Here is a 21228-nt window from a genome sequence, read left to right on the forward strand (position 1 = left end):
GCGACGCGCATCATGCCAGCCCTCTTACCTCCAGTATAGCCCAATTCGTGCTATTTGCGATGCATCTTGAACTCGAGGAACAGCTCGTTGTAATGCGCGAGCATTTTCTTCCCGAGGTTGTCGTACACTTCCAGCTTCTCCGTCAGCTCCGGGCTCGGATAGAAGCGCGTGTCGCCCGAGATGTCCTCCGGCAGCAGCGCGAGCGCCTCCTTGTTCGGCGTCGAGTAGCCGACGTACTCGGCGTTGCGGGCCGCGTTCTCCGGGTCGAGCATGAAGTTCATGAACGCATAAGCGCCTTCGATGTTGCGCGCCGTCTTCGGGATCACCATGTTGTCGAACCATAGGTTCGAGCCTTCCTCCGGCACGACGTAGTCGAGCTTCTCGTTCTCGGTCATGATTTCCGACGCATCGCCCGACCAGACGACGCCGACGGCCGCTTCCTCGTTCGCCAGCAGCATCTTGATCTCGTCGCCCACGATCGCCTTCACGTTCGGGGTCAGCGCGTCGAGCTTACGCTTCGCCTTTTGCAGATGATCCTCGTTCGTATCGTTGAGCGAATACCGCAGGCTGTTCAGCCCGAAGCCGATCACTTCCCGCGCCCCGTCCACGAGCAAAATATTGTTGCGCAGCGACGGGTCCCATAGATCGTTCCAGCTCGTCGGCGTCTTGCCCTCGAGCAGGTCCGGATTGTACACGATGCCGACGGTTCCCCAGAAATACGGCACCGAGTAGGCGTTGCCCGGGTCGAACGACAGGTTCATGAACCGGTCGTCGATATGCTTCAAATTCGGCAGCTTGCTGTGGTCGATCGGCAGCAGCAGGTTTTCTTCCTTCATTTTGCTGATCGCATATTCGGAAGGCACGGAAATATCGAACGTCGTCCCGCCCTGCTCGATCTTCGTCATCATCGCCTCGTTGGAATCGAACGTCTGGTAGATGACCTTGATGCCGCTCTCCTCTTCGAACTCCGCGAGCAGATCCGGATCGATATAATCGCCCCAATTGTAAATGGTCAGCGTGTTGCCGCCGGAATAGCCTTCGGACGAATTAAGCAGCGACGTCGCGTACATGAGACCGAACGCGACGATGAAGACCGCGGCGAATAATTGCACCAGCTGTCTCATCGCACCGCACGCCCCCCTTCGGCGCCGCGTACGTGCGAACGGCTCGCGCGCTGATTAATGAAGTAGTAGCCGATGACGAGCAGCACCGTGAACAGGAACAGCAGCGTCGACAGCGCGTTGATCGACAGCGACACGCCTTGGCGGGCGCGCGAGTAAATCTCGACCGACAGCGTGGAGAAGCCGTTGCCGGTCACGAAGAACGTGACGGCGAAGTCGTCCAGCGAGTAGGTGAGCGCCATGAAGAAGCCGGCGAAGATGCCCGGTTTGATATAAGGCAGCACGACTTTCGTCAGCACGTCCCAGCCGCTCGCGCCGAGGTCGCGGGCCGCGTCGATGAGCGACGGGCTCATCTCCTGCAGCTTCGGCAGCACCATCAGCACGACGATCGGCACGCTGAAGGCAATGTGCGACAGCAGCACGGACGTGAATCCGAGCTTGATGCCGATCATCGTGAACAGGATGAGGAACGACGCTCCGATGATGACATCGGGACTGACGATCAGTACGTTGTTAAGCGACAGCAGGGCGTTGCGCGGCTGCCGTCTGCGGACGTGGCGGATGGCCAGCGCCCCGATGACGCCGAGGATCGTGGAGATCGCCGACGATAAGAGCGCGATCACGAACGTGTTCAGTACGATGATCAGCAGCCGCGTGTCCGCGAACACCTCCTCGTACCATTCCAGCGTAAAGCCGTCCCAGCCGTGCATCGTGCCGCCGCTGTTAAATGAATAGGCCATCAAATACGCGATCGGCGCATAGAGGATCGCGAACACCGCGATTAAATACAGGTTAGCCAAGCGAGCACCTTTCTTGTTCATCCCGCCGATCTCACCTCCGATTCCCGGTCACAAGCATAATGAGCGCCATCGCGATGATCAGGAAGACGGCGATCGTCGCCCCCATGCCCCAATCCTGCGTGACGAGAAAATGCTGCTCGATCGCCGTGCCGAGCGTAATGACCCGGTTGCCGGCAATGAGCCGCGTTATCATAAACAGCGACAGCGCGGGGATAAACACCGCCTGCGCCCCCGACTTCACCCCATCCAGCGTCAGCGGGAATACGACCCGGCGGAACGTCGTCCACCAGGAAGCGCCCAGGTCGCGCGACGCGTACACGAGGGTCGGGTTGAGCTCCTCGAGCGCGTTGTAGATCGGCAGCACCATGAACGGAATGAAAATGTACACCGACACGAACACGAAGCTGAAGTCGGTGAACAGAATTTGCTGCGTGCCGATGCCGATCGTCTCCAGCACCGCGTTGGTCAGGCCGTATGTGCCGAACAGACCGATGAAGGCGTACGCTTTCAGCAGCAGGTTAATCCAGCTCGGCAAAATAATGAGCAGCAGCCACAGCTGCTTATGCTTCGTCCGGGTGAGCAAATACGCGGTCGGATACGCTACCAGAAGCGAGAACAGCGTAATGAGCAGCGCGTACCAGAATGAATTGAGCGTCATTCGCAAGTAGACCGGCGTGAAAAATTTCGCATAGTTGTCGAACGTGAACGCTCCGTTCACATCGAAGAACGAGTAGTACACGATCAGTACGATCGGCGCGATAACGAACAGCGCGATCCACATCGCATAGGGGATTAAGTAGAGGTTGCGCGCCTTAGTGACCATGGCCGCCACCGCCGGTCACATTACCCTCGTACGACTCCAGCCGCTTGTCGAACTCTTCCTCCGTTTCGCCGAAGCGCATGACGTGGATGGCCTCCGGATCGAAATCGAGTCCGATCTGCGCGCCGACCTCCGCTCGCTTGGTCGAGTGGACGAGCCAGGCGTTGCCCGCCGCGTCGATGCCTTTGATCTCGTAATGGACGCCGCGGAACAGCTGGGAGTCGACGCGCACCTGCATCTTGCCTTTGCCGCTCGCCGTAATCTCCAGGTCCTCCGGACGGATGACGATCTCGACCGCCTCGTTCGGCTGGAGCCCTTTGTCGACGCACTCGAACGTGCGGCCCGCGAATTCGACGACATAATCCGCCTTCATCCGAGCCGGCACGATGTTCGATTCGCCGATAAAATCCGCCACGAACCGGTTGATCGGCTCGTCATAGATGTCGATCGGCGTGCCGGACTGCTGGATGCGGCCCTGGTTCAGGACGAATATCTCATCCGACATCGCCAGCGCCTCCTCCTGGTCATGCGTGACGAAGATGAACGTGATGCCGAGCCGGCGCTGCAGCTCCCGCAGCTCGTACTGCATCTCGGTGCGCAGCTTCAGGTCGAGCGCGGACAGCGGCTCGTCGAGCAGGATGATCTCCGGCTCGTTCACGATCGCCCGGGCGATCGCGACGCGCTGGCGCTGGCCGCCGGACATTTCCGTAATCTCGCGGTTCTCGTAGCCCGCCAGGTTGACGAAGCGGAGCGCTTCGGTCACTTTCTTCTGAATCTCCGACCTCGACACCTTCTTCACCCGCAGGCCGAACGCGACGTTCTCGAACACGTTCAAATGCGGGAACAGCGCGTAGTCTTGAAACACCGTGTTCACCTGCCGTTTGTTGGCGGGCACGTTGTTGATGATGCGTCCGTTGAAATAAATATTGCCCTGCGAAGGCTCGATGAACCCCGCGATCAGGCGCAATATCGTTGTTTTGCCGCAGCCCGACGGGCCGAGCAGCGTGTAGAACTTGCCCCGTTCGATCTCGAAGCTGACATTGTCGAGCACCGGCGCGTCCTGATCGTACCGCTTGGTCACGTGCTCGAAGCGGATAATCGTCTGATCGGACATGTCCGCTCTCTCCCCCTTCCTTCTTTCCCGAAGAACCTCGAATTTTGGCTTACGCCGTATGCTACTATCATAAACGAAAGATGCGGTTTTACAACAGTTTTCACGGGATTCTGCAGGCGGATTCGGGGTAGGCGCAAGGTTGGCGGAGCGCGTCGAGCGGTGGCGAATCTGAAGTGGTCCCTTCCGTCCGGCGCAATAAATAAGGCAGGTCTGTCGTGAGGTGACAGACCTGCCTTATATGGAGGTTAAGGGAAATTAGTTCAACGACTCCAGAAGCGTCTTGACATCCGGGTTCAAATTGAGCGTGTTCAAGATTAGCACTAACGCTTCGGCGCGCGTCGCGTTGCTTTTTGGATCGAATTTGTCTTTCTCTTTGCCGTTTATGATGCCGGCTTCCGCCGATTGTTTAATCGCATCGGCCGCGAAGGATTTTGCCGTATCGTTAAAGTTGCCCTTTGTTGTATCCTTTGCGACATGATCCATGTTAATAATGCGGCTTATGATCGCAACCATCTCTTCGCGCGTAATGGTTTTGTCCGGCTTGAAGGAGCCGTTGCCGTACCCTTTGATCACGCCTGCGCTAGCCAAGGCTTCGATTGCCGACTTCGCCCAATGGTTCGAGACGTCATTCAAGGCAACCGGCGACTGGCTTGTCGAAAGTGTAAATACGCGCGAAATAATCATCGCGAACTCACCGCGGGTAATGTCCGAATCCGGTCTAATCGTACCATCCGCATATCCATTAACAGCGCCCAGATTGGCGAGCTTTTGAACCGCTTGCTCTGCCCAATGGCCTTTAATATCTGCAGGTTGGGTTGGGGCAGGGTCTTTCTTCGCTTCTTCGACTTTCGCTGCCAACGCACTTACTACTTCTTTATTATTCACAATCTCGCTCTTGAACACATCCGCCGGCTGAGGGGCTGGGGTTGGTTCTTGAGGCACGGTCGGCTTAACCGGTTCGGTCGGCGTAGTCGGCGTTGGCACAGATGGGGCGGTCACTTGAACGGTAACCGTTACAGGAATGGTCACCGTAATGCCGTTAAGCGTACCCGTAATCGTAGTCGCTCCGGCCTGCAATGCCGTTACTAATCCCGCTGCATTGATTCCTGCAATTTGCGGATTGGCAACGACCCAGTTAAGAGATGAAGCTGCAAGCGCATTGGTCCCCGCATCGTCATAATGGCCTGTGAGCGTCAGCGTGATGGTAGATCCGATATCCATGTTCAAAACGGCCGGCGTGGCCGTCATGCTCAAGAGCGATGGTGCGGCTTGTTTCAGAACGGTTACCGTGAAGACGCGCGTATCTTGCACCCCATTCTTGACAATCGTTGCGGTCAGCGTCACCGGAATATCGCTCGCTGTATAAGCAGGCCGCGCTACTTGTCCTGCATTCGTAAGGGTTGTCTGTAAGTCGCTCGACCACGTAATTGTTGTTCCATCGATGCCGGCAGCCGGAAGCGTCACATTCTGCGTAACGGATGCTTCAGAATCGCCTTGCGCGAACGTGATGGCAAGAGCTGCTTTCGCCGCTGCGACCGCTTCCTGGTCCGTTTGCGATTGCGGCAGCACCTTGAGCGTGAATGTGCGTGCCTCGGATACAGTACCTTTGGCAATCGTAGCGGTCAGAACAACATCCTGAGGACCTTCTGTATAGGAAGGACGGACAACAGTGCCGTTGTCGGAAATAATCGCGATGTTGTTGGATGACCACGTTATCTGTGTTCCATTCGATCCCGTCGAAAGAAGCCCCACATTGGAACTGACACCAGCTTCGGAATCCCCTGTCACATAACCTACCGCAAGCGCAGCTTTGTCGGCCGCAACCGCTTCGGCATCGGTCATCGCGGATGCGAGCACGAGGATCGGGAATTCACGGGTCTCGCTAACGCCATTGCGTTCAATAGTCGCCGTGAGCTTAACCGACTGGTTGCCCTGCGCGAAACTCGGACGTGTCACGGTACCGTCAGCTGCAACAACAGCAGTGTTATCGGAGGTCCAAGTGATGGTCGTCCCGTTCGTGCCCACAGTCGGCAGCGTAATGCCTTGCGTCACGCCCGTGGCGGAATCCCCCGCCGCATAGCCTACCGCAAGCGCAGCTTTGTCGGCCGCAACTGCTTCGGCATCGGTCATCGCGGATGCGAGCACGAGGATCGGGAATTCACGGGTCTCGCTAACGCCGTTGCGTTCAATGGTCGCCGTGAGCTTAACCGACTGGTTGCCCTGCGCGAAAGTCGGACGTGTCACGGTACCGTCAGCTGCAACAACAGCAGCGTTATCTGACGCCCAAGTGATGATCGTCCCGTTCGTGCCCGCAGGCGGCAGCGTAATGCCTTGCGTTACGCTTGTTGCGGAATCCCCCGCCGCATAGCCAACTGCAAGAGCAGCTTTGTCGGCCGCAACCGCTTCGGCATCGGTCATCGCGGATGCGAGCACGAGGATCGGGAATTCACGGGTCTCGCTAACGCCGTTGCGTTCAATGGTCGCCGTGAGCTTAACCGACTGGTTGCCCTGCGCGAAAGTCGGACGTGTCACGGTACCGTCAGCTGCAACAACAGCAGTGTTATCGGAGGTCCAAGTGATGGTCGTCCCGTTCGTGCCCGCAGGCGGCAGCGTGATGCCCTGCGTCACGCCCGTGGCGGAATCCCCCGCCACATAGCCAACCGCAAGCACAGCTTTGTCGGCCGCAACCGCCTCGGCATCGGTCATCGCGGATGCGAGCACGAGGATCGGGAATTCACGGGTCTCGCTAACGCCGTTGCGTTCAATAGTCGCCGTGAGCTTAACCGACTGGTTACCCTGCGCGAAACTCGGACGTGTCACGGTACCGTCAGCTGCAACAACAGCAGCTTTATCGGACGTCCAAGTGATGGTCGTCCCGTTCGTGCCCGCAGGCGGCAGCGTAATGCTTTGCGTTACGCTTGTTGCGGAATCCCCCGCCGCATAGCCAACCGAAAGCGCAGCTTTGTCGGCCGCAACCGCTTCGGCATCGGTCTGATTAAGCGCAGGCAAGGTTAACACGAATGGCTTCGTGTCCGAAACACCATTCTTGCTCAGCGTCGCTGTTAAAGTAACGGATTGGTTTCCTTGCGCAAAAGTCGGGCGAGTGACCGTACCGTTATTCGCAACGAACGCGGGATCCGAACTAGTCCAGGATACAGTGACATCATTGGACGTACCGGCCAGGGTAGGGAGCGTCAAATTGCCGGTTACGCTGGCTGCGCTGTCCGAGCCAGTATAGCCAATAGCCAATGCTCCCCTTGCGGCCGCGACGAGATCGCTGTCGCTTGGAGGCAACTGCACTTGAGGAGTGGCGTGCACCTCAGTAACCCTGTTTGAGTCTACATAAAGGTTGGGGTCCGGGTCACCGTTGTTGTTTAATACCATTTGGGTATAAGCATCGCGGAAATCGAATTCTACCGTGCCGTCAGGCGCGTCCGCCTTCACGCGGAGCTTAAAGGTCGCAATGACTTGATCGGTCGCCGGAATAGGGTTAGAGCCAACCGACTGATCCATTACGACGAGACGCACTTCGTTCATCCCGGATGGAACATCCGGATCATTCGCAGAGGTGACAACCGTGGGCGTGTAGAAATCATATTTGGTTTCGTCCGCCACGAGGTTGCCTTTCGTGAAGTTACCTGCTGTAAATTCTTGAACCCCGCTGCTTGTTTGTGTGTATGGCGTGCTGTCGAAGACCGATGCGTCGTACAGAACAGCCACCGATTCGGACCATAACCCGGAAGGATCTACGTTGCCGATGTCTTTCAGTTTAACGGATACGATCACTTCGTCGCCGGGTGCATAAGTTGCTTTATCCGTCGTGACTTCCACCGTCATATTCGGCAGCGGCGTCGCGCCAGCCACCCCGCTAAAGGCTGAAGCGACTATCGAAGCAATCAAGGCGCTGGAAATAACCGTTTTCGGCGCAGCTTTGAGCATGTTCTTCAAGCTGTTGATACTTGCTTTCTTGCTAACCATAAGATAACCCCCAGAAGACTGAAATGGTATGAATGCGCATAAGGACTTATAAGGTTGTGCGTGACAACTAATGAGAGTGAGAGTTAGCCAACGAAATTTAAGGAATGACTAGGTTACCAGCTATAGAGACAGGAGAAATGCGCTTATGCGCTCCCCCCACATTTGATACTCATTACGGAAGGGGGTTAAGCGATGCAATATACTTCTTCAAGCCGAGGAGATCTGCTGCGGTCAAGTTGGAGCCGCTCGGCGTAAAATCTAGTACCGATTTATAAATCCCGCTCAACGTAATACCTTTAATATGGTCTTTCAACAGATTCACGTCGGTGTCATCGGCAAGGCCGTCCCCCGAAGCGTCACCCTTTATCCCTAAAATAAAGGACTTCGTTTCCACTCCATTCGTTACCTTTACCACATATCCCGTGCCGACAAAGGAAGATGCCCCTGCTACCGTTACCCCATCAGCGGCGTAGATTTCCATGGAGCCCCCCTTTGCCGTAAGCAGCGATTTAATCATCGCTGGCGTACTCTTGGGCGAAACTCCCATGACGGTGTTGGCAACCGCATCAACCGTATAAGTCGAAGAACTCAGTCCAAGAGGCAGAATCACTTCGCCTGCTGGATCAGCAATTTTCTGAATGACGATTTTGTCAATATAGTAATTGATTGTAGGATGGTTATTGGACACGATTAGGTTTAACGCCGTTGCATCTCCATCGTAGCGGTAAATACCGAACACGTTTACCCAAGAAGATGTGTTCGCTTGACCGTAATTTGTCGCCAAGTCCCTCGTGGTGATGTTGTCAACCGTACGTAAGCCGTGGAGCGCTACTGAACCGCTAAGATTTTGCACTTTAATATAAGCGGAGATAAAGTAAGTGGCGGTTGGCTGCAAAAGGTTTTTCACATTAAGCTTAGGACCCTCATACTCGCCGTTCCGGCCTGTAACCAACAAGCTTTTGGTACCCTCATAAGCAGTAATCGAACTACTCGTCAATGCGGTTGTTGCGCCGTCAGCGGTAAATCCACCGGTCGTCCCGTCTTCAAAAGTGTACGTCGCGATATCCGTATAGGGTACTCTCGTGTCTGCAATCTCCGTGACTACGAAGTCATCAATATAAACCGTCGATGTAGACGACGGGGTGATTTGAAGATACAGATCCGTAACCGTGGGATCAAACGAATAAGTTCCGACAAGTTTTACCCACTTGCTATTCAAAACTCCGCCGTTCGCGCTTTTCGTCACGGAATCATATACCATCGATCCGCCCATTATACGACCCATCGTGACATTCGCACTCGTCTTTGTAAGACCGGCTACACGAAGCTTCATTTCGATTTTGTACGTGTGATTCGGCTTTAGAGCGCTGAACAAGTTAACGGCGGGGACCTTCGCGGCCGGTTGCGCCGATAGCTTTAATGAGCGTGAGCCGCTTACGGCCTGCTCCGTCGTTGTTGTTGGCGCCGTACCGCCATTAGTGACATACCAACCCTGCGTAGAGCCGTCCTCGAAATCATGGTTGACGACGACTTTGTCGGCTGCTAAGGCCGTGTGCGCCCCGAAACCAAACGGCACGGCCATAATGATGACAAGGACGACAAGAAACATTGCGAAACACTTTTGCCACTTCAGCATTTGATGCTAACCCCCACTTTGATGTTTGATTGTGACTAGCTGAATAAATGAAGAATTTACCATCATTTTAACACGAGCGATTTAGAAAAATATATATTTTTGTAGAATTTTATCGAAATTTGTCGTTTACCCTCTTCAATAATTCTCCATTTTTACGAACTTGACAGTCGATCCGCCGCCTGATAGGGGAAGAGAATAAAGAGAGAACCGCGCCCTTTCGCGCATCCTCAGCAGGTGAACGCTTGTCCTCCCCGGTCCCCCTTCCCGATCAGGCTAGCTCCAATAAAAATGCAAAAAGCAGCGCCCTCTCGGACGCTGCTTTGCAGAAAACTTTCTATTACCCTTGGCTGCCAACCAGCACGTAGCGCAGGACGATCAGCACGGCCAGAATCCACATGAGCCAGTGGATCTTGTATTTGCCTTTGTCGCGCAGGTTGCCGAACACGGCGAGCAGCACATAGGACACGATACCGAGCGAGATGCCGTTGGCAATGTTGTACGTGAACGGCATGAACGCGATGATGAAGAACGCCGGAATCGCATAAACCATGTCTTGGAAATCGATTTCCTTGACGGATTGCACCATCAGTACGCCGACGATGATGAGTGCCGCGGCCGTAGCCGAACCCGGAATGAGGGAGATCAGCGGCCACAGGAACAGCGCGGCGAGGAACGCGACGCCCGTCGAGACCGCCGTCAGACCGGTGCGTCCGCCCTGCGCGATACCCGCGGAGCTTTCGACATACGCCGTCACCGTGCTCGTGCCGAGCATCGCGCCGCCGCTGACCGCAACCGCATCGACGAACATCGCTTTGCCGATACGCTTCTTGCCTTCGACCGGATCTTTCATAATGCCCGCGCGGTTCGCCGTACCGATCAGCGTACCGAACGTATCGAACAATTCCACGAATGTGAACGTCACGATAACCGAGACAAGGCCTGTCTCCCAGACGCCCGTGAAATCGAAGTTCCAGAAGTTCAGCTGGCTGAAGTCCGGTACCCAGTCGCCTTTGCTCAGCGTGTCGCCGATCTTCACGTTACCCGTCACAAGCGCCACGACCGTCGTCGCCAGGATCCCCCACAGAATGGCGCCCGGCACGCGCAGCACCATCATGATCGCGATGAGCGCCAGGCCCGTGAACGTCAGGTAGACGCTTGGATTAGCGAGATCGCCCATATGAATAACCGTTTCAAAACCAAGCACGTTCGTGAATACGCCTTTCGGAATATCCGTCACCGTGTTCTCGACGCCAATCGTCATGATGCCGCTGTTCTTAAGTCCGATAATCGTAATGAAAAGGCCGATACCGACCGTAATGGCATGCTTCAAGCTGTCTGGAACCGCCACGATCAGCATTTGGCGGACTTGCGTAATCGTCAGAATGAGGAAGATAATCCCCGACATAAATACCGCGGTGAGCGCCATCTCCGGCGTAATCGGCGAATCGGTCGCCTTGGAAGCCAATACCGTCGAGGCAAAATACGCGTTCAACCCCATTCCTGGCGCGAGCGCGACCGGGAAGTTGACGAACAATCCGAGCACGATCGTGAAGATCCCCGCCGCAAGCGCCGTCGCAAGGAAGACCGAGTACGCGCTAAGGCCCGATGCGCCGAGAATGTTCGGATTCAGCGCCAGGATGTACGCCATTGTCATGAAAGTCGTAAGGCCTGCCAAAATCTCTGTTCTAACATTTGTTCCGTGTTCCTTCAACCGAAAGAAACCATTCATGATTGTATTGCCCTCCCAGGGTAATATGTCAGAACAAACAAAAGAGCCTAGAAAATGATGCCATACGGCATGTTCTCTAGGCTCCCGCAAAACAGCAAAATTCGGCGGAGATCCGCCCTATAGGGGCAGGGAATCCACGCGACTTCTCGCTGCTTTTCGTAGATAGATCATTTACGGTGACCTCGTAGAGACTCTTGAGCCGATTCTCAAGATTATACGAAATATGCATATTTGTGTTCTTAGCTGTACTCATCATACGAGGATGATGCGACATTTGTCAACAAAAAACTACGAACGTTCGCCTTTCATGTCGATGGCATCATTCGCCATTTACAGAGATTGGTGGACTCATCCTCAGACGAAACGCGAAAAGGAGCGGTTTATGCGAACTTTCTGAAAACAAACTGCATTAAAATTCAACAAGTGGAGGACGAGCAATGTTCGGAAACGCGCACAGCTGTAATTAAAAAAGAGGCTGGCAGCAAACATAATCCTCAGTCGAACGGTCAAAGAACTGAAAATCATAAAAACTCCCTTCTATTCGCTAACCAACGCAAATAGAAGAGAGTTTTTTTGGCAGCCTTAGCCCCTGCCGCTAGGCCAGGACAACGAAAACAAGCGTTACGAGTGCAGGCAAACCCTGAACGAGTAGAATGGATTTCTTCGCGGTGGCCCCTCCGAATGCGGCTGCGATGAGCACGCACACAAGGAAGAAAATCTCGATCGATCGCCCAATCGTTGCATCCGGGTGGACAAGCCCCCAAACAAGACCAGCTGCTAGAAAACCATTGTAGAGTCCTTGATTAGCGGCCAAACTCTTCGTGGTCTGAGCAACTTCTTTCGTCATCCCAAACGACTTCATTGCACGTGGAGTTGTCCATAGGAACATTTCCAGCACTAGGATATACAGATGCTCAAGCGCAACAAGTCCGACCAAAATCGCTGCGATTATTGCCATAACCATTCCTCCAATCCAATACGCAATATCGATAATGTAACATATTTATCCATTCATCTCTCCTAAAAAATAAAGAACTCGCTTTGAGCTGTGTGCTTACAGCTCAAAGCGAGTTCTTCTTGCACACTATTGGCGTTAATTAATCTGCAGCTGCTATTCCCACTCGATCGTCGCCGGCGGCTTCGACGTCACGTCATACACGATACGGTTAACGTTGTCGACTTCGTTAACGATGCGCACGGAGATTTTCTCCAGCACGTCCCACGGAATACGCGCCCAGTCGGCTGTCATGCCGTCGATGGACGTAACGGCGCGGATGCCCACGGTATAGGAGTACGTGCGCGCGTCGCCCATAACGCCAACGCTCTTCATGTTCGGCAGCGCCGTGAAGTACTGCCAGATCTCGCGGTCGAGACCCGCCTTGGCGATCTCGTCGCGCAGGATCGCGTCGGACTCGCGAACGATCGTCAGCTTCTCTTCCGTCACTTCGCCCAGCACGCGGATCGCAAGACCCGGACCCGGGAACGGTTGACGCCATACGATCGCTTCCGGCAGGCCGCACTCTTCGCCGACTTTGCGCACTTCGTCTTTGAACAGCGCCTTCAGCGGCTCGACGAGCTTGAATTTGATGTCCTCCGGCAGACCGCCGACGTTATGGTGCGATTTGATCGTTTGCGCCGTAGCCGTACCGCTCTCGACGATGTCGGTGTACAGCGTACCCTGCGCGAGGAATTCGAAGTCCGCGAATTTCGCCGATTCTTCTTGGAACACGTAGATGAACTCGTTGCCGATGATTTTGCGCTTCTGCTCCGGATCGTCGACGCCTTTCAGCTTGCCGAGGAACCGCTCGCTCGCGTCGATCTTGACCACGTGCATGTCGAACTTGCCGACGAACGTCTCCATTACGCTCTCGGCTTCGCCCTTGCGGAGCAGGCCGTGGTCGATGAACATACAAGTCAGCTGATCGCCGATCGCCTTATGCAGCAGGATCGCGACAACCGAGGAATCTACGCCGCCGGACAGGGCGCACAGTACTTTCTTATCGCCGACTTGATCGCGGATGTCCTTGATCGTGTCCTCGATGAACGTGCTCATGCTCCAGTCGCCTTCGCAGCCGCAGATGTTGTACAGGAAGTTGCGGAGCATCTCGTTGCCGTAGACGGAGTGGCGCACTTCCGGGTGGAATTGAACCGCGTACAGCTTGCGTTCCGCGTGCGACATCGCCGCGATCGGCGCGTGCTCCGTGCTCGCGTCCACGCGGAAGCCGGCCGGCGGCTCGACGACGAGGTCGCTGTGGCTCATCCAGACCGTCTGGCGGCTTTCCAGCCCTTGCACCAGGTGGCAGTCCGCGATGAAGTCCACTTCCGCTTTGCCGTATTCGCGTTTGCCCGCGCGCTCTACCTTGCCGTTAAGCTGGTGGGACATCATCTGCATGCCGTAGCAAATACCGAAGATCGGCAGGCCGAGCTCGTACACGCCCGGATCGACGAGCGGCGAGTTCTCTTCGTACACGCTTGCCGGTCCGCCCGAGAAGACGATGCCTTTCGGCTGCAGCTCGCGAATTTTCTCTGCCGACGTGTTGTACGGCAGCAGCTCGCTGTAGACGCCCAAATCCCGAATCCGACGCGCAATCAACTGGTTGTATTGTCCGCCGAAATCGAGGACAACGATCATTTCATTTGGCTTATTCATTCGCTCACCCGAGCCTCCCTCAAATCATTGGGACAATTATACCTTTGCGATTCCGACACAGTCAAGGAAGAAAGGCGGCTAGTGTCGAACGAAGAAAACGGCTCCGGCCCGGGGTTGGAATTCGTCGGCCGGATCACATACAGGGGCATGAAAACTCAGCAACGGCGCGGGTTTAAAGCGAATACGCTGCCCACGACACGCTGATGCGCCAGAACGCAGCGGCGCAAATTACGCGAACGAACGGCGCGGCGGCGGATCGTGAACAATCTGTTACGCGAAGCGTGATGCGGCATGGGGGAGCGTTAAAATGACGAAGAGGCGGCGGCCCCAACTTGGGCCGCCGCCTCGATCTTATCGCCGGCCGATCGCCTGGATCGCGGCGACGAGCCGGCCAAGCTCGTCCGCCGCCGGAAGCCGCGTCCAATCGGCGGCGTACCGCGCCTGCTCGTCGAGCCGGACGAACTCGGCGAGCAGGCCGGCGTCCTCCGGCGGCAGGCGAAGCGCCGCCGCGTACTCGCGCGCGGTCCCCGTAGTTGGCCGGGGGCCGCAGCGCTCGGCCAGCTCGCGCCAGAGCCGGTCCGCAAGCGCGAGGAAGTGCCCGCGGGCCGCGACGTGCCGGCCCGCGCCGAGCGCGCTGCCGTACCGGCGCAGCGCCCCCGCGAACGCCGCGCGTTCGCGGCCGCGCCATGCCGCCGCTGCCGCAACCGCGGCGGCGAGGGCGCCCGCGGCCAGCCCGGCCGCGGCCCATGGCCGCGCCGCGGCTGCGCCGGCGGCTTCCCGCGCGAGCGTGCCCGCCTCGCGCGCCAGCCCTCGGGCGGCGGCCGCCATCGCCGCCCCCCACTGCTCCGCGCGCGCGGCGATGCCCGCGACGCGCGCAGCCCCCTGCGCGGCGGCGCCATCGCCGGCCGCCGCGTCAGGCCCGCGCAGCGCGGCGGCCGTGGCCTCGCCGGCTTCGGCGCGGGCGTCCGCGGCGGCTTCGATGCCCGCCGCCGTAATGCCCGGCGTCGGGTCGAACGCCACCCAGCCGACGCCAGCAAAATAAACCTCCACCCATGCGTGCGCGTCGCTCGCTCGCACGGTGTACAGCCGTCCCGCGGCGCCAAGTCCCGCCGCTTCCGCCGCGCTCTGCGCCTCCGCCGAAGCCGGCTGGCCCGGCGCGAAGCCTTTCACATAGCGGGCCGGTATCCCCTCGGCCCGCAGCAGCACCGTCATCGCGGTGGCGAAATGTACGCAGTACCCCTGTTTTTGGTTGAACAGGAAGTCGTCCACGAAATCGGCGCCGGCCGGCGGCACGTCCGTTTCACGGCGGGTATAGATGTACGTGCTCTTCAAGAACGATTCGATCGCCTTCACCGTGTCGTAGCGGACGCCTCCGCCGCCGCTCGCCGCGTAATCCGCAAGCTCCGTGACCCGCTTCGGGAGCGTCGCCGGCAGCGCCGTGTACACCCGGCGGAGCGCCTCCGGATCGTCGGCCCCGACCTGCGACTCCCGCAGCAATTGCGCATCTTCCTTAGGCACGCGGGATTCGATCGTATACGACGCAATCGCCGCGTCTCCGGCCGGGAACAGCGCGCCAGACTCCGGATCGGCCCGATACGTCCGGGCTTCTTCGCCCGCGCCGTCCGGCGCCATCGCGATGACGGTCGACGACGGCCCTGCGCTCAGCAGCGGCCACCCCGGCTCCGGCCGCAGGGCGCGCACCGCGATTTCCACCATGTCGGCGGCCGCCGCTCCGGAAGTCCTCGCCCCCGTTCCCCCGCCCGCAAGAGCCGAGGCCGCCTCGCTTTCGCCGTCCAACTGTCCGATAACTCTGGTCTCCAGCCGGTCCGGCTCCGCCAGCCAGCCTCGCCCGTCGTAACGGCTCTTGCTCTCGCCGCGCAGATAGAGCGCTTCCTCCGCCCGAACCGTGAATAACGGCTCCTGCTTCGTCCGGATCGGCGCGCCCAGCTCGCCGTCGTCGAAGCCGTAACCCGTCCAGCCGTTCGCCCCGCCTTTGGGCGACGTCAGGAACGCTTCGAGGCTTCGCTCCCGAATCGCGGCCGCGATCGCCTCTTCCGTCAGATGCGTCTGTCCCCACGCGATCGTCTCCTGTGCCCAAGGCGCGGCGACGTTCTCGGACGGACGGCCGTAGGCCGCCGCTCCGCCCGCGGCCAGCAGCAGGACGGTCATCCCGCATGCCCCCAGCCACCAACGGGCGGACCAGCCAAGTACGCCGCCGTGGTCACCCCGGACAGGCGTCGGCGCGCCCATCAGCCGCTCGAGTCGAGGCGCGAGCAGCAGGCCATGCAGCAGCAAGCCTTCTGCCAGCGTGCGGACGACGGCGGCTAGCACGTCCAATCCAAGGAAGCTGTGCAGCAGCATCAGATAGACGAGCGTAATCCCAGTTAAACCAAGGCCCCACTGACGGAGCCAGACCAGCGACTGGATCGCCGCGGCCATCATGCCGAGTCCGCTGACAAGCAGCAGCGTGCGCGTCTCCCCGCTGAACGCGAGCGAGCCTTGCGCAAGCAGCTGCGCGTCCGCCCGCACCGCATCGGCCATGTGCAGCAGCGCGGCAGCCGGCGAACCTGCGTGCTCTGCGTAGATCAGACTGACCGATAGGACCACGACCAGCGCATTAGCCGCGAACGATATCACGACGGGCGGCATGAACAGGCCGACCGCCAGGAAGCCTGCGATCACGGCGGCGACCGGGCCGATCCGGTACAGCTCCGTATAGTTGCTCAGCTGCGCGAGCGGCAGAAGCCATTCCAGGAACAGCCCGAACAGCAGCGCCGTCGTGAGCAAACGACGCGTCACTGGGCCGAAAAATGCGAGCAGCTCGAGCTTCTCTGCGCGAGCGTACGAACGTCTGCCGCGCCCGCTGCCTGAAGCTCTCGAATTCCGCGCATTACGCTCGTCCATTCCCCACCGCTCCTTTCTCGTAACCCGCCGTGATGACGGGTTCGGCCAAATACGAGGCCGTCAGCTTCAGCGGCACGACCTGAATGCCTGCCTCACTCCCGCGCACGATCCACGAATCCGAAGGCCCCGCGGCGCTGCCGATTCCTATCCAGAGGTGGAACGTGCCGCCTCGCGACTGCACCCACTTGGCGGAAGCCGCCACCCGCTCCACACCATCGATAAAGGCGGCAGCAGCCTTCGCATCCCGTCGGCGGTTCGCTTTTCGCCCGGCACGGCTTGCCGAGACCTGTCCGAATTCGCGGCCTTCGCCGCGCGCGAACCTCCCGCCCTGGTTCAACTTGGCCGCCGTCTCGCCCGCGGCTCCCGAGCGTTCGTCCGCTTGCCGCTCCGAGCTGCCGTCTCGCCCCGATGCCAAGCCTGTAATGATGTCCCCGTCACCCGCAAGCCCAGCTCCCCCGTTCGCTTTCGCATCGCGATCAACCGCGTGCCCGCCTCCAGGGTCCGCCTTCGCATCCGCGTCGCTTTCAAGCCCCGCAGCATTCCCCGCCATCGCCGGGTTCCCGTCCGACGCATCATCGCCAGCTCCATCGCTCACCGCTTTCCCGGCCGCTTTCCTGGCCGCTCGCCCGGCCCGCGCGCCATATCCCGCTGCCGGGTTGATCGAGCGCGGGTCGGCGGTCACGCAGACGACGTCCGCCCCGCGCGGCAGACCGGCCAACGCGGCCGGCAGCCACTCGTCCAAGCGGGTCTCTTCGCTTACGCGCAGCTGTCCCAGCGCTTCCTCGGCGGCCAGCAAGGCCGCCCCGTCTCCGGCGCGCACCCGCCACCGCCGGCCGCCGGCCAGCAGCGTCGCGCTGCGCCCCGCGTCGACCGCCTCCCGCAGCGCGGCCGCGGCCCGCCCGGCGGCGGCATCGAACTGACGGTCGCTCCCCGCATAGGACGCCGCCGAAATATCAAGCAGCAGCGCGATCTCGCCTGGCGGCTCGGGGCTGCCCACTCGCGTCTGCATGCCGAGTCCCCGGGCCATCGCCCGCCAGCTGACCAGCCGCAGCGGATCGCCCGGTCGGTACGTGCGCGTCTGCGGGCTCGCGCCCGGCTGAAGCCGCATGCGGCTGTCCCGCTGCCAGGCGGCCGCGCCGGCTGCAGCCCCGGCGCCCCCGGCATCGACGCCGCCAGGCATCGCGCCGCCCGGCGGATTCGCCGCCTCGCCCCGGGGCGGTCGGGGACGGACCGTTACGCTGCCCGCGCAAGACGGGTAGAAGGTTCTCGCCGTCATGCCGAGCAGGTCGCCGCAGGCCACGATCGGCCCGTCGAACGTCAATTCCCCGCGCCGCAAGCCGCTGATCGTATACGTCAACGTCCGGGTACGGCGGAACCAGGGCATATAGACGAATCGGGCTTCCAGGCCGCTCTCGCCGGAAGCCGACACATTCCGAATCTCCTCGCCGACCGCCACCCACATGAGCGGCATCGGCAGGCTGGCGCGTATCGTCAAGCGAACCGTCAGCTGGCCGCCATCCTCCAGCCGGCCCGCTTCCACGCGGCGTTCCGCCGTTAGCCGTCCCACACCCAGGTAAGGAACGATCCAGGCGACAGCCGAAGCGGCGGCAGCGGCCGCGAACAACAGCCATTCCGCCGCGCCTCCCCGCGCCTGCGCCGCCCAGCCGGCGACGGCCGCGAACGCGAGCAGCATGAGCCGCGCGCCGTGCCTGGTGCGCACCGGCCGCTCCCGCCGCCGGTCGCGTCGTCCCTCGGCCGTTATCCGCGCCTCGATTTTATTCCGTGCTCTGCCGCTGCCTGGCGCGCGCCGACCGGCTTCGGCCCCCGCGATGCCCCCGTCTCCGGCACGAAGTGGGGCCGAACCTCGAGCGCCGCCCTTCACCGATCGCCCGCTCATCGGCGCCTTCCGCCTTCCGCGCCGGGCGCCGGCACCGGCACTGCGGCAAGCAGGCGTCCGAGCGTCTCGCCCGCGCTCATCCCGGACGCTGCGGCCTCGTCGCGCAGCACGAGCCGGTGCGCCAGCACCGCTTCGGCCGTCCGCTTGAAATCATCCGGCAGCGCGAACCGCCGTCCCTCCATATAGGCGGTCGCCTGCGCGGCGCGCACCCAATCCCGCGACGCGCGCGGACTCGCGCCAAGCGCCAGCTCCTTGGCGCTTCTCGTCGCGTTCGCGATTTGCACCGCATACCCGAGCAGCGCCGGATGGACGTGCACCGACTGCGCGTCCCGCTGCATGCGCACCCATTCCTGCGGCACAATGACCGGACGCAGCTGCTCGGGCGCAGGACGCGGCGGCGCATTCTCCAGCATTTGCACCTCGTGCTCCGGCGACGGGTAGCCGATCGAGAGGCGCATGAGGAAGCGGTCCAGCTGCGCCTCCGGCAGCGGGTACGTACCGTCGTCGCGCAGCGGATTTTGCGTAGCGATCAGCATGAACGGGTCCGGCAGCGGCATCGTCTCCCCGTCGGCTGTAATGCTGCGCTCCTCCATCGCCTCCAGCAGCGCCGATTGCGTCCGCGGCGGCGTCCGGTTGATTTCGTCGGCCAGCACGATGTTTGCCATGAGCGGGCCTTGGCGGAACACGAGCTCCCCGCGCTTGCCGTCCCAGATCAGTCCGCCGACGACGTCCGCCGGCAGCAAGTCCGCCGTAAACTGAATGCGCCGGAAATCTCCGCCCATCACGCGCGCGATCGCGCGGGCGAGCATCGTTTTGCCGACGCCGGGCACGTCCTCCAGCAGCACGTGGCCGCCGGCCAGCAGCGCCGCGAACGTCTGCGCGACGACCTCGCTTTTGCCCAGCAGCACCGTGTTCACCCGGGCCATCATCAGCCGCAGCAGCTGCCCCGACGCCTCCGGCCAATTGTCCGTCCCCCGTCCGTCATCGACCTGCTGAACTTCCGTCTCGTTCTTCCATGGCTGCGGTATCATCTCTACCCACATCCCTTTCCCTAGTTTCCTTTTCTACCAGTCTCGCCACATCCAGCGCGGTTTACACCTGCTAGAAAGGTAGATTAGGAGGAAAGGCGCCCGCCCTCTCGGCGGCAGCCTATTAACGATAGAATATTCCCGCTTCCGTCCGCGTCACCGTCCTTATCCGCACACGACAAAAAGAGCCGCCTCCCCAGAGACGGCCCTTCCCATTTGAACCTTGTATCTATTCCCCGCGCACCGCCTGCAGGACGTTGTCCACGTGGCCTTTCACGCGCAGGTTGCGCCACTCGCGGACGAGCTTGCCCTTCTCGTCGATCAGGAACGTCGAGCGCACGAGGCCCATATACTCGCGCCCGTACAGCTTCTTCAGCTGCCAGACGCCGTACAGCTCGCACGCCTTATGATCCGTATCGGCCAGCAGCTCGTACGGCAAATCGTATTTGGCGATAAAACGCTCATGCGTCGCGACGTCGTCGATGCTGATGCCGAGCAGCACCGCGCCCTGCTCCGTGAAATCCGGCATCGCGTCGCGGAAGTCGCACGCTTCCGTCGTGCACGCCGTCGTCAAATCCTTCGGGTAGAAGAACAGCACCACCTTCCGCCCGAGGTAATCGCTAAGCGACACGCTCTTGCCGCTTGCGGCCGGCAGCGTGAAATTCGGCGCTTTTTTGCCGAGCACCGCTTTCGCCTTTGTAGCTCCCATACACTCCCAACCTCTTTCTCCTCTTGCCTTTGAAGCCTCGCCCGTTCCTACGAACCCGCGCCCCGGTACCGCTTGATTCCCCGGTTCCAGATGCCAAGGCCGATCAGCAGCACGATCGCCCCGACGAGCGGCGTGTACAGCGCCAGCGTCGCCAAGCCGTCCTCGTTGCGGCCCAGGAAATACGACGCCGGAATGACGCCGACGAACGCGAACGGCAGCAGCCATGTGAGCAGGAAGCGGATCGCTTTATTATAAATATTGATCGGGTACCGCCCGTACCCTTGAATGTTGTACATGAGCGGCAGGATGCCCGTCGGCGCGTCCGAGTAGAACGAGATCGCCGTCAGCGCCGTGTACAGCCCCGCATAGATCATGACCGCGCCGATGATGAACACGAGCATCATGACCAGATCGAGCAGCTCGAATGGAAGGCCCAGCTGCGACCAGCTCAGCCCCATGATGACGAGGCCGACCGCCGAGCCGATCAAGGACGGCGGGTCGATATTTTCGAGCAGGATCTGGTACAAATTGTGCGCCGGGCGCGTCAGCACCCGATCCATCTCGCCCTTGACGATGTACCGCTCGCTGAAGTTCCACAAGTTGAAGAACGTCGTGAAGATGCCGTACGGCACCATGAAGAACCCGTACACGAACACGACCTCGGCCTCCGACCAGCCGCCGAGCGTCGGCGTATGCTGGAACACGATCAGGATGAAAATCAAATTAAGCCCTTGGAACATCAAGTCCGACAACACCTCGAGCCAGAAATCCGCCCGGTAGGTGAGCCGCGTCTTCGCGTAATTCTTCATATATTCCCATAACAGGGTCACATAGAACATAAG

Annotated in this window: 14 protein-coding genes and 1 riboswitch; all 14 genes read right to left on the bottom strand. The window is 59.8% G+C overall.

Translation table 11 applies throughout. The features are described from left to right. Positions 1-50: 50 nt before the first annotated feature. Positions 51-1124 (bottom strand): ABC transporter substrate-binding protein, encoded by a 1074-nt coding sequence (locus ACFSKT_RS16455; RefSeq protein WP_377717972.1) that lies wholly within the window; start codon positions 1122-1124, stop codon positions 51-53. Continuing rightward, the gene (locus tag ACFSKT_RS16460) at positions 1121-1942 is read right to left on the bottom strand and encodes an ABC transporter permease (RefSeq protein WP_377717973.1); all 822 of its coding nucleotides are present in this window, start codon (positions 1940-1942) and stop codon (positions 1121-1123) included. Before ACFSKT_RS16460 ends, ACFSKT_RS16455 begins: the two co-directional genes overlap by 4 nt. A 10-nt stretch (positions 1943-1952) precedes the next feature. Next, positions 1953-2744 carry an ABC transporter permease gene (locus ACFSKT_RS16465; RefSeq protein WP_377717974.1) on the bottom strand — a complete coding sequence of 264 codons (792 nt, stop codon included), beginning with the start codon at positions 2742-2744 and terminating at the stop codon, positions 1953-1955. Then, positions 2734-3855 carry an ABC transporter ATP-binding protein gene (locus ACFSKT_RS16470; RefSeq protein ID WP_377717975.1) on the bottom strand — a complete coding sequence of 374 codons (1122 nt, stop codon included), beginning with the start codon at positions 3853-3855 and terminating at the stop codon, positions 2734-2736. The genes ACFSKT_RS16465 and ACFSKT_RS16470 overlap by 11 nt, the downstream gene beginning before the upstream one ends. 255 nt (positions 3856-4110) lie before the next feature. After that, positions 4111-7833 carry an immunoglobulin-like domain-containing protein gene (locus tag ACFSKT_RS16475; protein WP_377717976.1) on the bottom strand — a complete coding sequence of 1241 codons (3723 nt, stop codon included), beginning with the start codon at positions 7831-7833 and terminating at the stop codon, positions 4111-4113. A gap of 172 nt (positions 7834-8005) precedes the next feature. Further along, the gene (locus tag ACFSKT_RS16480; protein WP_377717977.1) at positions 8006-9469 is read right to left on the bottom strand and encodes a carbohydrate binding domain-containing protein; all 1464 of its coding nucleotides are present in this window, start codon (positions 9467-9469) and stop codon (positions 8006-8008) included. Between the two features lie 337 nt (positions 9470-9806). After that, positions 9807-11198, bottom strand: coding sequence for an NCS2 family permease (locus ACFSKT_RS16485; RefSeq protein WP_377717978.1), 1392 nt, complete (start codon positions 11196-11198; stop codon positions 9807-9809). Positions 11199-11337: 139 nt separating this feature from the next. Further along, a riboswitch (purine riboswitch) is annotated at positions 11338-11438 on the bottom strand. Positions 11439-11793: 355 nt separating this feature from the next. Continuing rightward, entirely contained in the window at positions 11794-12156 is a 363-nt protein-coding gene (locus tag ACFSKT_RS16490) for a DUF1304 domain-containing protein (protein ID WP_377717979.1), read from the bottom strand. A gap of 153 nt (positions 12157-12309) precedes the next feature. Continuing rightward, complete coding sequence (gene guaA, locus ACFSKT_RS16495) at positions 12310-13848, bottom strand: glutamine-hydrolyzing GMP synthase (RefSeq protein WP_377717980.1); 1539 nt, start codon at positions 13846-13848, stop codon at positions 12310-12312. 351 nt (positions 13849-14199) lie between these two features. Continuing rightward, positions 14200-16752: a DUF4129 domain-containing transglutaminase family protein gene (locus ACFSKT_RS16500; RefSeq protein WP_377776327.1), complete on the bottom strand. Its 2553-nt coding sequence runs from the start codon at positions 16750-16752 to the stop codon at positions 14200-14202. Beyond that, positions 16739-18649, bottom strand: coding sequence for a DUF58 domain-containing protein (locus ACFSKT_RS16505; protein ID WP_377717175.1), 1911 nt, complete (start codon positions 18647-18649; stop codon positions 16739-16741). The genes ACFSKT_RS16500 and ACFSKT_RS16505 overlap by 14 nt, the downstream gene beginning before the upstream one ends. Continuing rightward, positions 18646-19680: an AAA family ATPase gene (locus tag ACFSKT_RS16510; RefSeq protein ID WP_377717176.1), complete on the bottom strand. Its 1035-nt coding sequence runs from the start codon at positions 19678-19680 to the stop codon at positions 18646-18648. The genes ACFSKT_RS16505 and ACFSKT_RS16510 overlap by 4 nt, the downstream gene beginning before the upstream one ends. 226 nt (positions 19681-19906) lie before the next feature. After that, the gene (gene bcp / locus ACFSKT_RS16515) at positions 19907-20386 is read right to left on the bottom strand and encodes a thioredoxin-dependent thiol peroxidase (protein ID WP_377717177.1); all 480 of its coding nucleotides are present in this window, start codon (positions 20384-20386) and stop codon (positions 19907-19909) included. A 47-nt stretch (positions 20387-20433) separates the two neighbouring features. Beyond that, positions 20434-21225: an ABC transporter permease gene (locus ACFSKT_RS16520; protein WP_377717178.1), complete on the bottom strand. Its 792-nt coding sequence runs from the start codon at positions 21223-21225 to the stop codon at positions 20434-20436. Positions 21226-21228: the final 3 nt, after the last annotated feature.

The organism is Paenibacillus xanthanilyticus, assembly GCF_042682185.1.
In the GTDB taxonomy this organism is placed as follows: Bacteria; Bacillota; Bacilli; order Paenibacillales; family Paenibacillaceae; genus Paenibacillus_Z; species Paenibacillus_Z xanthanilyticus.